We start from the raw sequence: 14,620 nt of genomic DNA, 5'->3' as shown, positions 1-14,620 counted from the left end.
TATAGTGATTTTTATCTCGCATGAATGAAAGTTTCACGTTATTTACGTACTTACGAAAGGATGGGACGGAAATTGGCATACGAAAAATTTGTACTTTGGAATGATGAAGTTATTGATACAACAAAACAACAAACGTACATAGAACTTGAAGAAAGAGGTTTGCAATTCGGAGATGGTGTCTACGAGGTTATTCGCCTATATAAAGGGAACTTTCACTTATTAGATCCGCACATAACAAGATTATATCGATCCATGGAAGAAGTAGAATTATCGCTCCCTTTCTCAAAAGCTGAACTCATCACTTTACTTTACAAATTAATTGAACGAAACCATTTCCACGAAGATGGCACAATTTATTTGCAAGTATCTCGCGGTGTACAAGCTCGCACACATGTATTTTCATATGACACCCCTCCGACAATTTATGCCTATATTACAAAAAAAGAAAGACCAGCATTATGGATTGAATATGGTATACGCGCTATATCAGAACCCGATACTCGATGGCTACGCTGTGACATTAAATCATTAAATTTATTACCAAACGTACTAGCTGCTACGAAAGCTGAACGTAAAGGCTGTAAAGAGGCACTTCTCATAAGGAATGGTATCGTAACGGAAGGAAGCCATTCCAACTTCTTTTTAATTAAAAACAGAACTCTTTACACACATCCAGCCAATCACCTTATTCTAAATGGAATTATTCGTCAATATGTCCTTTCTTTAGCGAATACTCTTCACATTCCTGTACAGGAAGAACTTTTCAGCGTTCGTGACGTTTATCAAGCAGATGAATGCTTTTTTACAGGCACAACGATTGAAATTTTACCAATGACCCACCTTGATGGAACCGCGATTCAAGATGGGCAAGTTGGGCCTATCACCAAAAAACTGCAAAAATCTTTTAATCAAATCTTGTTACAATCCAATATGGCATCTTCTTAAACACGAATAATTTCTGTCCTTTCATATTCAATATATACATTTAAATGGAAATCAAGGTGTAAATTTATGCCTTGATTTTTTTTTGTAATCTTTTTGTCATATTCAGATTCCTACATAAGTCTTGACAGTAATCGACATGCTCTTTAGAATTTTTAACAGTTGGTAAATATTTCTTCACTACATTACAGACAGAAAGGAATCGACAAATTATGAAAAAGTATCTTGCCGGTCTTGCGGCAGTGTCTGTAGCAGGAGGAGCAGCACCTACACTTGATAGTGTTCAAGCTGCACCTGAACAAAATACACAAAAAGCTGCTACAACTGTCCAAGCTTCTGCATCAAACGACTCATCTTATAAGGTAAACGCGAGCGTATTACATGTTCGTGCGGGATCAAGCACTTCTCACGACATCATCTCACGCGTTTATAACGGTCAATCACTAAACGTGATTGGCGAAGAAAATGGTTGGTTCAAAATTAACATTAACGGAAAAACAGGCTTTGTTAGTGGCGAATTTGTATCAAAAAGTGGAGCAATAAACAACAATGTAAGCACAGGCGGAAACAATAAAGTTACTGCTGATGTATTACGTGTACGTACAGCTCCTAACACTTCTAGTTCTGTTTCTGGACGTGTATATGCAGGACAAACATTAAACGTAATTGGACAAGAAAATGGTTGGGTGAAAATTAACCATAATGGACAAGTAGGTTATGTAAGTGGCGAATTCGTATCTGGCGTTTCTTCTAATGCGGGTTCTTCAAACAACAATACGAATAATAACAATAACAACCAAGAAGTAAAACCAGCAAGCGGAAACTATACAGTAAATGTATCTTCCCTTCGTGTTCGTACAGGTCCTAGTACTTCTCACACAACTGTAGGTTCTGTTACAAAAGGACAAGTAGTACAAGTTGTTGGCGAAGTTCAAGATTGGTTCAAAATCAATTACGCAGGACAAACTGCTTATATAAGCAAAGACTACGTAACAAAAGGCGGTTCTAACGAAAACGTTACAGAAGGCAACAAACAAGAGCAAAACAATAATAATGGAACTATTCAAACTGGCGGTTCTTACGTGGTTAACGCTACATCTTTACGTGTTCGTACAGGCCCTGCTGCTTACCATAGTGTAATTGGTGGTGTTTTAAACGGTACAACATTAAACGTAGTTGGATCTGAAAACGGTTGGTTTAAAGTAAATTACCAAGGAAAAACAGGCTTTGTTAGTAGCGAATTTGTAAAATTCGTTAAAGGTGGTACTACTACTCCTGAGCAACCAAAACAACCTGAAAAACCTAACCAAGGTGCAATTGGCGACTACTACATTAATGCTTCTGCACTAAATGTACGTAGCGGCGAAGGTACAAATTATAGAATCATAGGTGCACTTCCACAAGGACAGAAGGTTCAAGTAATCTCTGAAAACTCTGGATGGAGCAAAATTAACTACAACGGTCAAACTGGTTATATCGGAACACGTTACCTATCTAAAACACCAGTTGGAGGCGCAGTAGATAATAAGCCTAACAATAACCAAAATAACAATCAAAACAATAACAACAATAATAATACAGGCAATAATAGTGGCGACAGTTCTTCCGTACTTGCATATGCAAAATCAATGCAAGGTGTACCATACGTTTGGGGCGGAACTTCTGCTAACGGCGTAGACTGCAGTGGCTACATCTACCATGTATTTAAGAAATCTGGTCATAACATTAGCCGTCAAAGTGTTGCGGGATATTGGAGTAGCCTACCAAAAACTTCAAGTCCACAACCTGGTGACTTAATTTATTTCCAAAACACTTATAAATCTGGTCCTTCTCACATGGGTATTTACCTTGGGGGCGGATCATTTATCCAAGCTGGAGATAAAGGTGTAGCAATCGCTTCATTAAGTAACTCTTATTGGAAGAGCCACTTCTTAGGATACACGAAAGCACCTTAATTAATAGTTTCAAAGCCTTCTAGTTTACTAGAAGGCTTTTTTGTTACGAGTTCAACACATTACTCCCTTTCCCCTAGTTTCTCTCTACAAAAATAATGTATCCATTCTTCTATTTCATACACTTTATTCTGCAAAAACAATGCATAACGTTATCATAATGTATATATTTTCATAAAAAACATAACCTATTTCATGTCTATTTATTTTATATGTGTTTTTTTGAAGAATTTTCTTTTTATTTAAACTTTTCATTAGACGTTTGACCTCCGATGTCCATTATGATAAGTTACTTAAGATGTTATATTCGTAAATGTATAGACAACTGGTTTATACACTGTTTTTTACTATGAGGAAGGAGCATACACTGCATGAATCTTTTATGGGGAATTGGCGGCGTGATTGGAGTATTAGCAATTGCTTTCTTACTATCTTCCAACCGCAAAGCTATTAATTGGCGCACAATTTTAATTGCGCTAGCATTACAAATGTCATTTTCATTTATCGTATTACGATGGGATGCTGGTAAAGCAGGTTTAAAACACGCTGCTGACGGTGTTCAAGGATTAATTAATTTTTCTTACGAGGGAATTAAGTTCGTTGCTGGGGATTTAGTCAACGCAAAAGGACCTTGGGGATTTGTATTCTTTATTCAAGCACTACTTCCAATCGTATTTATTAGTTCATTAGTAGCAATCTTATATCATTTCGGTATTATGCAGAAATTTGTTAGCGTCGTTGGTGGTGCATTAAGTAAACTTCTTGGAACTTCTAAAGCAGAAAGCTTAAACTCAGTAACGACTGTATTTTTAGGACAAACTGAAGCTCCAATCTTAATTAAACCTTACTTAGCACGCTTAACAAATAGTGAATTCTTCACTATTATGGTAAGCGGTATGACAGCTGTTGCCGGATCAGTTCTTGTCGGCTATGCAGCAATGGGTATTCCGTTAGAGCACTTATTAGCAGCTGCAATTATGGCAGCTCCATCAAGCTTATTAATTGCGAAACTAATCATGCCAGAGACAGAAAAAGTAGATAATAACGTTGAACTTTCTACAGAACGTGAAGACGCAAACGTTATCGACGCAGCTGCACGTGGTGCATCTGAAGGTATGCAACTTGTTATTAACGTAGCAGCAATGTTAATGGCTTTCATTGCATTAATCGCTTTATTAAATGGTCTATTAGGATTAGTTGGGTCTTTATTCCACATTAAACTTAGCCTTGATTTAATCTTCGGTTACTTATTATCACCATTTGCAATCTTAATCGGGGTTTCTCCAGGTGAAGCTGTACAAGCAGCAAGCTTTATCGGTCAAAAACTTGCAATCAACGAATTCGTTGCATACGCAAACTTAGGACCACATATGGCAGAGTTCTCTGACAAAACAAATCTAATTTTAACATTCGCAATCTGTGGATTCGCAAACTTCTCTTCTATTGCAATTCAATTAGGTGTAACAGGAACGCTAGCTCCTACTCGCCGTAAACAAATTGCACAATTAGGGATTAAAGCAGTTATCGCTGGTACATTAGCTAACTTCTTAAATGCAGCAGTTGCAGGTATGATGTTCCTATAAACTTATATAGAGTCTTCTCTTTCTCCAAGAGAAGACTTTTTTCATGCACTCCAAACGCCTTTTATGTATCTATCAATCACCTTACCCCAAATATGAGGACATTATGATACAATAATGTTTAAGTCTTTTTATTTTTCTTATGAAAATAGAGATACTACTTGTTGTTGCCCTTCAAAAGAATTTAACGACATAGTCAATTTCTTAATAATTGCGCATACTACAAGTATCTATGGATGAAATAGCTTTAAGGAGGAAAGTTTTGTGAAAGATAAGTTCTATAAAATCCTCTCTATGTGGATTCTACAAATTGTATTTTATTTTACTACTGTACATGTGACGAATTATGAGCATGCGCTCATTTTTACAATAATATACGTAATCGTAAATGTACTATTCTTATTTTTAGCTGATAAAACAGCATTTATTTTCTTCATACTAGGAACCATTATTTCCGTATTTTATTTATTTTATCAAGCATGGCTTCATTTATGGAGTACATCAGATCAATGGCAATATATGATTACCCACTTCCTGATGGTAGCTAACTTCTTCATTGTATATATAACAACTCACCTATTGAAAAAAGTGATTCATGAAAATAAAACTTTAACTGAGCGTGTGAGAACGTTGGAACAATATATTGGAGAATCAAAATTATTAACTAGACAAGAATTCGAGAGACGCCAAGCGTTATTAACGACTGCAATAAATCGTCGTAATGAAACAGGCGTTATCGTTTACTTTGATTTCACTTCCTTTAGTAAATATACGAAGGAAAGTGTTATGGATCGTGTAGCTTCCTTATTAGTTGAAACGGTAAGGAATGATTTTGACCTTGCTGCTGAATATGATGAGAGTACATTAGTTATTTTATTACAGAACACAAATGAGGCTGGTGCAGATATAGTAATGAACCGTCTACAGCCAAAATTAGAAAAATGGCTTGCAGCTGAAGCAATCCAAGATATAAAAATTTCACGCGAGCAAATTGGAAACAAAGGACAGACATTGTTATGATGACTCTCGTTATACTTCTTTTATTTCTTCTGTTTTGCGTACTCGTTTTTTGGATCAGTATCACATTTTCAATTAAATATGTACTTATTTTTACGGCCTTTCTATTCTCTGGCTTACTCGTTTACTACTCTTTCTTAACAATCGCGGGTTTAATTCACCGAAATAGCAAACGAAAAGATCGTACACTAGAACATTATCCTAGCGTCGATATTTTCATACCTGCCCATAACGAGGGGGTCGTTATTAAAGATACTTTAGAGGCGATGGCGAAGATTGAATATCCAGGAAAGCTAACTATTTATTTATTAAATGATAACTCTCAAGATGAAACACCTGAAATCGGCGATGATTTCGACAAAGCTTATGCTCATATTCGCCACATTCGTGTTCCCTCCGGTGAACCGAAGGGTAAATCACGTGTACTAAACTATGGGCTTAGTATTTCAGATGGTGAATACTTCTGTGTTTACGATGCAGATAACCAACCTGAACCACACGCACTGCGAATGCTTGTAGAGCACGCTGAAACAACTGAAGATGCGGTTGGAGCAGTTGGACACGTTCGTACTGTAAATGAAAAAAGAAACTGGCTGACGCGAATGATTTCGCTAGAATTTCAAATCTTCCAGCTCCTTATGCAATCTGGACGCTGGTTACTATTCCAAACGGGTTCACTGACAGGAACAAACATGCTTCTTCGTCGCTCTGCACTAGAAGAGCTTGGTGGCTATGACCCTTATGCAATTGCAGAAGATGCTGAATTAACATTACGAATTACACAAAAAGGTTATCTCTTACCAATCGTCCCAGAATCAGTTACTTGGGAACAAGAACCAGAGCATTTAAAAATTCTTATTAAACAACGTACACGTTGGCTCCAAGGAAATTTATACATTTTAGAAAAAATGTTCTCGTCATTAAGTTTCTTTAAAGGAAAACTGCTCGTTCATTCCTTACAACAAGTTCTAGTGTATGTTGTATTTTGGCTATTCCTAATCATTTCAAACGTTTGGTTTGTAATTGGGCTACTCGGGATATTCCAAATTCAATATAGCATTCCGCTACTATTTATGTGGTATGTAGCATATATTACATATGTTTCACAATTATTTAGTGCCCAGAGTGTCGAACGAACCTTTACACCGACTAATATTTTTATTAGCGTTATTATGTACTTTACGTATGCACAGCTCTTTACGTACTTATTTATTCGCAGCTTAATCTTATATTTACGTGCAAAGAGCAAGAAACAAGTCATCGGCTGGGATAAGACAGTTCGATTTAAAAAAGATAAATAAAAATAAGCACAGAGCGCCGTATGCTCTGTGCTTATTTATTGCCGTATAAATTATATATCAGACAATACCCCTTAGCTGAAAGTAATTTCACGTCCATCCCCCAACGAACGATCGACCTTCATTTATATACGAAAAAGTGATTGCTATTTTTGTAGAACCAATTGCTTCTCTTGCTGTTCTTTGCGCGTTTCAGTCTTAGGTTCCGTGCTTTCTTGGACACTACGATGTGCCACACGTTTCAAACAAATATGCTTCCACTTTCTTTCGTAACGTTTCATTATTCTAGATGTCCCCCTTGAATGCGCTTTAAAACTATTTGAAATCGCTTACAGGAAATAATATAGCACATATACATAAAAGTGACAACACATTTCCGACATATTTTTGACAAAAATACGAATAGAATTCGTAAGGTATCGAATATTGTCGAAACCTATCGTTTTTTCTTCATATAAAGGGCATACTACTTATATAGTAAAGTATTTTATTTCCCCTACCCGCATTTCAAATTCCTTCTATATAAAGTGAAACTTTCATTAGCCATCACCAATCGGGCTTTTACAAGCAGCTCGATTTATTTGCTTTTGCTGAATTTTGAGGTGGGGTTCTTACTGCTCAGCAAATAGAGGGATAAAAAAAGAGCTGATATAAAATCAGCTCTTTTCCTTCTATTATTAATGACGCTTCATACGTCCTTCTTTTTGTAACTCTTTAAATAATGCTACCATCATAAAGAAAATAACAAAGACGAATGGGAATGCTGCAATGATAGCTGCCGTTTGTAAGGCTTCTAATCCGCCAATATATAATAAGGTAGAAGCTATCGCGGCTAGAACGATACCCCAAATCATTTTAATACGATTTGGTGGGTTTAAACTACCATGTGTCGTTAACATTCCTAAAACAAATGTTGCAGAGTCTGCCGATGTAATAAAGAATGTAGAAATAAGAAGAATCGCTAAAACAGATAAAGCTGATCCAAAGCTTCCCATCTGATCGAACATAGCAAACAATCCTACTTCTGTTCCCATCTCTTTAATTTTTTCAAAGATATGTGCATCACCAAACAGCTCCATGTGAATACCAGTCCCGCCGAAAACGGAGAACCAAAGCGCACCGATTACGGTCGGTACAAGTAACACACCGATAACAAACTCACGAATTGTACGACCTCGTGAAACACGAGCAATAAACGTACCTACGAACGGTGACCACGCAATCCACCATGCCCAATAGAAAATTGTCCATGACTGAATCCATTGATTTCCGCCTTCATCCAATGGACTTAAACGGAAACTCATACTTGGCAATTCCTGAATATAAGAACCTATTGTTGAAGTGAAGTAATTCATAATAAAGTTTGTTGGACCTGCAAATAATACAATGATCATAAGTGCAAATGCAAAAATAATGTTCGTATTACTTAAATATTTAATTCCTTTATCAAGACCTGTTTGTGCAGATAACATGAAAAGAACTGTTACGATTGCAATAATAACTAACTGTGTCGTTAATGAATTCGGAATAGATGTTAAATAGCTAACACCACCTGCAATTTGTTTTGCACCGAGACCTAATGAAGTTGCAACACCAAACACAGTTGCGAAAACAGCTAACACATCAAATGAATGAGCAATACGTCCGTGTTCCCCACCCTTAAATAACGGACCTACCGTCGCACTAATCGTACTTGCTTTTCCTTTTCTAAAGGTAAAATAAGCAATACATAACGCTACAAACGCATATAGTCCCCAAGGATGTAATCCCCAATGGAAAAATGAAAAACGCAATGCAAGGCGCGCACTTTCCTCAGTTGCACCTTCTCCAAACGGAGGTGCGTACAAATGGTTTAATGGTTCAGCAACGCCCCAGAAAACTAAGCCGATACCCATACCAGCACTAAATAGCATAGCAAACCATGTCATATAACTATAATCAGGTTCGTCATCATCTTTACCTAAACGAATAGAACCGTATTTCGAAACAATTAAAAAGATAGACACACCTAAAATAATAGAAACGGAAATAATATAAAACCACCCAAACTTACTAACTAATGCAGTTTGAATTGCAGTTGTTACATTTCCTAAGCTACCTTTTCCAATAATAGATTCGGGAATAATCCCCCAAATTGTAAATGCAATACATAATGTTAATGAAACGATGAATGTTTTTGTCAGTTTCCTCATCAAATCCCCCTTCGTAGGTTTCGCTTTTGTAAATAACATAAATTCCGATATGTAAAATCGGATAGAAAACTATAATTTTGCGGTGATTTTCTTACTTTCACCTTCACCAATTCGAATTCTTATAGACAGCCTTACCTTTCGTATAACCTTTTCACTCTGCAAGAGCTACAAGTTAGAAATACTGCTGTCAAATTGTGTGAGAAAAACGCGGATAGGAATGTATTTTCCTAAAAAAGGATGTGTTACATATGTAAAAAAGGGCGAATTTCTTCCTTGCAACCCTTTCGTTTTGTAACAATTATGCGGTTTTTTTGCTAGTATATAGCACGTGTTTATAGCTTCACAAACAAAATGTTTATGTTTATATAACTATATTACCCATAAAACGGTAAAATACTCAAGGAATGTAATCGTTTAGTAAACATCATGTAACATTCCTGTAATATTTTTATTTACGTCGAAAAAAATATGTTGTATTAAATATTTTGAATATAACCAGCAACCTATGAGTCATATAGAATGAAAAACGCTTTCCTATATTTTTTGTTATATTACAGGATGTTAACGACTGATTACGAATGGTTTGTAATTGTGTGTTTTCCCCAAATCCGAAAAAATCTGTTGCTATAATGAGGACACGAAAACAAACGCAATGGAGGCTATCATGAAAAAATTAATTGGAATAGCAACAGCAGCAGTTTTTGGTCTTGGGATTTTCACATCATCTGCTAATGCAGAAACTGTTGTAACAACAGACGTACTAAACGTACGCGAAAACCCTACTACTGAATCAAAAGTTGTCGGTAAATTACTAAACGGTAATAAAATAGATGTTCAAAATACAGAGAACGGATGGTCAAAAGTTACTTTAGACGGTAAAGACGCATTCGTAAGTGCAGAGTTCACAAAAAGCATCTACTACGTAACAGCTAACGTATTAAACGTACGTGCTGAAGCGAACACAAACTCAGAAATTCTTGGAAAGTTGAAGAAAGACGATGTAATCGAAACAACGAGCCAAGTACAAAATGAGTGGTTACAATTTGAATATAACGGGAAAACAGCTTATGTTCATGTTCCTTTCTTAACAGGTACAGCACCTGTAATTGAGAAACAAGAAACAACTGCTCCTGCTAAAGCTAAAGTTGAAGCACCAGCTAAGGCTCAAACACCTGCAGCACAAGCAAAACCAGCTGCTAAGCCTGCTGTGAAAGCTGCTGAAACTAGCGAACCGTCTGGTGGTCGTGAGTTAACAGTTGTAGCTACAGCATATACAGCTCATCCGAGCGAAAACGGTGGCACATATGGCGGCCGTGTATTAACTGCAATGGGTCATGATTTAACTGCGAATCCAAACATGAAAATGATTGCTGTTGACCCGAAAGTAATCCCATTAGGATCTAAAGTATGGGTAGAAGGTTACGGAGAAGCTATCGCTGGAGATACTGGTGGTGCAATTAAAGGTAACCGTATCGATATCTTACTTGGATCAGATAGCGCTGCTCAAAAATGGGGACGCAAAACTGTTAAAGTGAAAATTTTAAAATAACCAATGACTGCTAAATTACAAGCCGGTTCTCTTTATTGAGAGCTGGCTTTTATTTATTTATAATACATATAAGGAGGCTATGCCCATGAATGTACAAGCAAAAGTAGACTGGATTGGTACGCCAAAACCGTACATATATAAAGATGAAGTAACATATAACGCTACTTCTATTGATTTCTCACTCGCTGGCGATGATAATCGCTATAAGCTAATTGTGCTCAAGTCAGAAAAAAATACACATTACAAAATTGTGCAATATGGAATAAAACCAGGCTCTCAAAAGCCATTTCCTATCGACATTCCATTTGAACAAAACATGTTACCAATTATAGAGCAAATATTACATGATCCATATGTACAAGCGATATTAAAGGAAACGCACTCATAATTGTAAAAAAAGATATCAACGATTTTCCAAATATATCTATCATAAATCGCAATATATCAACAATTTTTCAATTATATCTATCATAACTTACGATATATCAACGGTTTGACACGAAATATCGATTTAGCTACAAAAAGAGGCTGTTCAAATATTGAACAGCCTCTCTCATATTAACGAGTTGGACCAGATACATCTTCTGATTTCAACGTATTATTTGCACCAAGAGAATGATACAACATCTTTCCATTTCCATTCACAGTTACAATATGTTCGTTGTTAAAACTTTTGAACTTCACAGATCCATCACCGTAACGAATATGATACTCTTCATATGTCGTTACTTTATATTTCGTATCACTTTGACGCTCTACATTACGAACTTCCATCGTTAATAAGTCTTCTGTAATTCCTTTTTTGTGTAAATACTGTATATAATCACGGTCTTCCTTATACGATTTCCCGCTCTTATCATAATTATTTTCAATTAAACTAAAATCATTTAATGAAATTGCACGTACGTTATCATAAATATGATTTTTTACAAATTCGCCCACTGCTGAACTTGATGTTTCTTTCGGGAATTTTAAGTAATAGGTGCTTTGGTCTCCAACTTTAACGCTTTCTGATTTAATTAAGCCAAACTCAGCATTTTTCTCTAAATGCACTTCTACCGTTTCATCTGTTGGTACAGGACCAAGTTTATAACTTCCGCGGCTTAACTTCCCACGCTTCTTACCATTCACAACTACATTTGCATCATTTTCATCAGAGGAAATTGTTACATAATTGCCTTCTAATGATAAATTTACATCTACCTTCGCACTTTTTTCATCTGCTAAATCTACTTCTTTTTCTGTTTCTAACTCAGTTAACTCTGACTTTGCTTTTGCCTTTACAACGTAAGAACCCGGAAAATATGGACCAATTTCTTTTGAAGTTTTGTCATTAGACAATTCTACTTCTTTCTTATCATTCACATATATTTCTGCATTCTTCGCAGTTGTACTTACATTCATATAATACGATTTCATGCTAAATTTATACTTCGGATATAAAAACCATTCTTTTCCGTCTTCTATAATTTGTCCATCTTTAAACGATGCTTTATCACTTGCTAGTTTTTGATCCACTGTCTCTCTTTGTAAATAAGACAGCAGCTCTTTATTATATGAAGGGTTGTCTTTTAAATAACGGATATATGCCTTAATATCCTCTGCCTTAATCTTTAAGCTCGGATCATCTACCTTTACAAACTCATCAATTGCATTCGCATCTTTCTTTTGAAACGCCTCAATCATAACGTTTACTTGTTTTTCCTTTGAAAACTTGCTTGCACCAAATTTATATGCTCCGAACAATATAGCAAAAATAACAAGAAAACCTAGCAGTAAAAATATGTTCTTCTTACTTTTCACCGGCTTTGTTTCCCGTTGTATTTCTGAACGAGAAGAAGCTGTTTGATCAGCTATTTCTTCTATCTTACTTCCACACTCTGGACAAAAATTTAAATGGTCTGCAACTTTTTCATTACATATTCCACAAAACTTCAAGCGATTCTCCCCCTTATTTTTTTACCAACTTCATCCCAGCAAACACTAATACGTAAGAAAGAATAAAGCTACCTACTATTAAATACATCGTGCTACTTTGAATCGATAATAGCGGACCAGAAATCCCCGTAAATTCCTTCATAATTTCCTTACTACCTGAAGCTTCGATTTGGATTTTTGCTAATCCATTTACACAAAGCATCATCACAGTATAAACCGCACTAAACATCGCAATTGTTACATATATATTTTTCATTGGATATTGAGCTAATTTCATTCCAGCTCTAAATAGTAAGATACATGGTATTAAAATTAATAAACCCCACCAATGCATGTAGGAATTGAAATCATCCATATATTTAATTTCTTTAGCAGAAGCACCATTAGCAATTGCCACATCTTTTAAAGACGTACCATTTAATGATATGCCTGATGTATATGATAAATGTAACGGCCCTTTTCCTCCTGGATAGTTCTGTATTTCTTTCTCCATGTTCGCCCATTCAATTGCAGTTGGAGCAAAGTGAGCCATATTCCACATATACGGTGTTGCTTCTAATGAAATTAATGCTTTATATGTTTTCTCAGGGAAATCAATTGGTCCCATTGATTTTGAACTACTAAATAAAATCGTAATAAGTATAATACCAAATGTAATGATTAATCCTTTTAAAACAGTCACTACACTATAATAAATAGATGCTGCATATGGAACACTTTGACTAATTGCGGAAAGCATACGATGTGGTCCCGCTGCAATACTCATGCCAATAAAGCTAAATAATAAACCAAATATAATACCGTACAACAAACTAATAATATGAGAATAACTAACATTAATTGTCATTGTTTCATAGAATTGAGAAATCGTCGTAGAAGAACTTGCTACAAAACTTATAACACATAAGAAAATTCCATATACAATACCGATAATACATGCTGTTACTAGCTTCTCACGCCAAACAATAGACGGGTTTTTTTTCTCTACAAAAAAGCCAATTCCACCTAATATAAGTGCTGGAATAGTTAATAAAATGAACAATGGGACATGAAGAATAAATGACATTATGTATGTACCACTTCCACTGACTTCAAGACCCGCTAAATGATACATTAAAATTAATGGCGCTATGCCAATGAAAGATTGATTAATGGTAGTCATATCCAGCATACCGTTCGTATTTGTAACCATCGTTCTCATTAAATCATTCATCGCTGCATCGATAATTAAACTACTAATCCAGCCAGCCAAAAACATGCATATAATTGCCAGACCACCACCAAGTAAGCCTTTTTTCAAAGCAATTCCAGATGAACCCACATTTAGTTGTACACCCTGGTCTGGTAATTTCGTTTTCATTTCTTTTTTCGTAATACCTACTAGTAAGGAATCGCCGCATTTCTCACAATATGTAGCAGTTTCTTTACTTTCCACTCCACAAGTTCGGCAATATTTTGAGTCTTTAGGCGCTAATATAATATGACTTGCTACACCACCTGTACTAGACCCATCATGCGTACAATAATTTGATACATCAGACTGTTCTAAACCACAAGTTTTACAATACATGTTCCTCACTCCTTACTTTGCTTCATACCACAAACTGGACAGAATATAGCTTCTGTTGCGATTTGTTCACTACATGAAGAACATGATTCATTTTCAACATTGTTTGTTTGAAGGAGTAACTCATTTTCTTTCCCGCACTGTCCACAAAATTTATCATTTAATGATAATGAGCCACCACAGCTACACTGCCCTTTCTGACCTTGATTCTGCAAATTAGCAATTTGCTTACGCATGTTATAAATAGCAATATCAAGCTCTTGTACCGGTTCTACAATTCCTTTCAATACCTCTATTCGAACTTCATCATTGCGCAGTTGCATATATGTAGTTTGACCAAGCTCCAACAAAATTTCAGTTTTCGCTTGTAACTTCTCCTGCGTAATTTTCTTTAGTTGTGCAACCTCTTGTGCAACTTGCAACTTCATCTTTCCTTGCTCAATTCCCTCTTGCAACTTGTTCATACCATTACCAAACTTCGCTTGTAAATCTGACACAACTTCCCCTCCTATAAATATATAGTAATATACGAAATTAACATTTTATATATTACCATGATTTTCAAGTTATGTAATCCAAATTTCA

11 protein-coding genes are annotated in these 14,620 nt (G+C 35.8%); 7 read left to right on the top strand and 4 right to left on the bottom strand.

Going from position 1 to position 14,620, the window contains the following annotated elements; genetic code table 11:
* Positions 1–60: 60 nt before the first annotated feature.
* The 5 genes from CN409_RS04180 to CN409_RS04160 all read left to right on the top strand — a co-directional run bounded on the left by CN409_RS04180 (position 61) and on the right by CN409_RS04160 (position 6,792).
* Positions 61–945 (top strand): D-amino-acid transaminase, encoded by an 885-nt coding sequence (locus CN409_RS04180; RefSeq protein ID WP_079997269.1) that lies wholly within the window; start codon positions 61–63, stop codon positions 943–945.
* Positions 946–1,154: 209 nt separating this feature from the next.
* On the top strand, positions 1,155–2,897 hold the full coding sequence (locus CN409_RS04175) for a C40 family peptidase (protein ID WP_079246185.1): 1,743 nt from the start codon (positions 1,155–1,157) through the stop codon (positions 2,895–2,897).
* A gap of 368 nt (positions 2,898–3,265) precedes the next feature.
* On the top strand, positions 3,266–4,477 hold the full coding sequence (locus CN409_RS04170; protein ID WP_001051018.1) for a NupC/NupG family nucleoside CNT transporter: 1,212 nt from the start codon (positions 3,266–3,268) through the stop codon (positions 4,475–4,477).
* Positions 4,478–4,738: 261 nt separating this feature from the next.
* Positions 4,739–5,494 (top strand): nucleotidyl cyclase domain-containing protein, encoded by a 756-nt coding sequence (locus CN409_RS04165; protein WP_097980962.1) that lies wholly within the window; start codon positions 4,739–4,741, stop codon positions 5,492–5,494.
* Entirely contained in the window at positions 5,491–6,792 is a 1,302-nt protein-coding gene (locus CN409_RS04160; protein WP_000988755.1) for a glycosyltransferase family 2 protein, read from the top strand. The genes CN409_RS04165 and CN409_RS04160 overlap by 4 nt, the downstream gene beginning before the upstream one ends.
* Before the next feature lie 674 nt (positions 6,793–7,466).
* Here CN409_RS04160 and opuD read toward each other — a convergent pair.
* On the bottom strand, positions 7,467–8,981 hold the full coding sequence (gene opuD / locus CN409_RS04150; protein ID WP_097980960.1) for a glycine betaine transporter OpuD: 1,515 nt from the start codon (positions 8,979–8,981) through the stop codon (positions 7,467–7,469).
* Positions 8,982–9,645: 664 nt separating this feature from the next.
* Between opuD and CN409_RS04140 the strand changes: the two genes are divergently transcribed.
* Together CN409_RS04140 and CN409_RS04135 are read left to right on the top strand one after the other, a co-directional pair.
* Positions 9,646–10,530, top strand: a complete 885-nt coding sequence (locus CN409_RS04140) for a cell wall-binding protein EntA (protein ID WP_000733345.1) — start codon at positions 9,646–9,648, stop codon at positions 10,528–10,530.
* Positions 10,531–10,615: 85 nt separating this feature from the next.
* Positions 10,616–10,918, top strand: a complete 303-nt coding sequence (locus tag CN409_RS04135; RefSeq protein WP_001102538.1) for a DUF3910 family protein — start codon at positions 10,616–10,618, stop codon at positions 10,916–10,918.
* Between the two features lie 170 nt (positions 10,919–11,088).
* Here CN409_RS04135 and CN409_RS04130 read toward each other — a convergent pair whose 3' ends face one another.
* From CN409_RS04130 to CN409_RS04120, 3 genes are read right to left on the bottom strand one after another with little or no spacing between them, the layout of a single operon-like run.
* Positions 11,089–12,468: a zinc ribbon domain-containing protein gene (locus tag CN409_RS04130; protein WP_000666859.1), complete on the bottom strand. Its 1,380-nt coding sequence runs from the start codon at positions 12,466–12,468 to the stop codon at positions 11,089–11,091.
* Positions 12,469–12,481: 13 nt separating this feature from the next.
* Positions 12,482–14,038 (bottom strand): zinc ribbon domain-containing protein, encoded by a 1,557-nt coding sequence (locus CN409_RS04125; RefSeq protein WP_016078175.1) that lies wholly within the window; start codon positions 14,036–14,038, stop codon positions 12,482–12,484.
* 5 nt (positions 14,039–14,043) lie between these two features.
* Complete coding sequence (locus tag CN409_RS04120) at positions 14,044–14,532, bottom strand: zinc ribbon domain-containing protein (protein WP_001281736.1); 489 nt, start codon at positions 14,530–14,532, stop codon at positions 14,044–14,046.
* Positions 14,533–14,620 lie beyond the last annotated feature (88 nt).

The sequence above is a fragment of the Bacillus sp. AFS012607 genome, assembly GCF_002558005.1.
In the GTDB taxonomy this organism is placed as follows: Bacteria; Bacillota; Bacilli; order Bacillales; family Bacillaceae_G; genus Bacillus_A; species Bacillus_A thuringiensis_S.
The sequence above is the reverse complement of the archived record's forward strand: the minus strand, read 5'-3'. Positions and strand labels throughout refer to the sequence as shown.